Here is a 1244-nt window from a genome sequence, read left to right on the forward strand (position 1 = left end):
AGTTAAACCCGGAAAAGGGATAAATTAGGGAAAGCGGTGTGCTGGGAAACTGGCTCGCACCGTTTGGACGGGGGCTGTTTGTAATATTTGATAGCTTTCAAAGAAACGCAAATAATCTATCCGTATTTTAGCAGAAACTATTTTATTAAAATTATCACGAGGTAGTTCTTTATTAGGATATAGCGGAATGCAACCTATTTATTTGATGGAAAAATTTGTGTTTTTGAAACCGTTTTTATATCTTTCAAAAGAAAAAATTATTAATTATGCTAATAATAAAAAAATTTCTTTTTTAGAAGATGAAACTAACCAAAATGATTATTATGCTAGAAATAGAATTCGCAAATTTGTTATTCCTTATTTACAAAAGGAACATAATTTTTTAAAAAATATTTATAAATTTCATATTCAATTAACAGAAATTTATCAATTAGTCAAAGAACAAACAAATTTATTTTTGAAATATCATTGTCATCAACAGGGCGCCAAAGAGGCCTAAATATCAAGTGAATTAACCAATCACCAGAACGATAAATACTGGAAAGGATAAGAACGGTTCTTTAAACGAAAGAATAAGGAATTACAGCAGTTCTTAAAAGCGGGTTGCGATGAAGTAGTTAGTCAAAAAAGATGCCGCTACCGAATAGTTTTAAGGATAAGCCCGAAAAGGCCTAAGAAGAATAAGAAGATGTAAGATAATAACCTGTCTCGCAAACTACTGCAATCGAGCAGTCCAGATGCTATCAATATAATTGTTGAGTATTGGATAGTTTATCGATCAAAAAAATCTGGAATCTCACCGTTGTTAAAAAAACGGTTACTTCACCTAAGAAACTGAGGTCGATATTTAGAGTAACTTGGAGAATCCTAAAGGCTAGTTATTAAATTAATTCATGATAGAGTAAAAACTATCAGTCCCAAGGATAAAGCGACTTTTTAGTAGTTGGAGAATTAAAACTTAATACGGAATTATTAAGCTAATCGCCCTCCCAGGAAAAAGGTTAACTACCTTTATAGAGCGAAAGAAGTCAGTAATTTATTGTTTATTTGATAGTTAAAATCGGCATCAATAAAATTAAGCTTTCGCGAATATTAGATATCATTCAATGATTGTTTATTATCCGACAAGCCCTTAAATTTTGAATGAATAATATAATATTAATACTTATTGATCATTTACTCAATCTTAGCTAACAAAATTATTGGAACAAAAGTTTTTAAAATAATATAATAATTCTGAAATT

At 29.8% G+C, this 1244-nt stretch carries 1 protein-coding gene; it reads left to right on the top strand.

Annotated features, from left to right (window positions below; all coding sequences use genetic code 11):
* The first annotated feature begins 139 nt into the window (after positions 1 to 139).
* Positions 140 to 499 carry a PP-loop family protein gene (locus OC683_RS02445; protein WP_304514949.1) on the top strand — a complete coding sequence of 120 codons (360 nt, stop codon included), beginning with the start codon at positions 140 to 142 and terminating at the stop codon, positions 497 to 499.
* Positions 500 to 1244: the final 745 nt, after the last annotated feature.

This window comes from Candidatus Phytoplasma crotalariae, assembly GCF_030586865.1.
GTDB lineage: Bacteria > Bacillota_I > Bacilli_A > Acholeplasmatales > Acholeplasmataceae > Phytoplasma > Phytoplasma citri.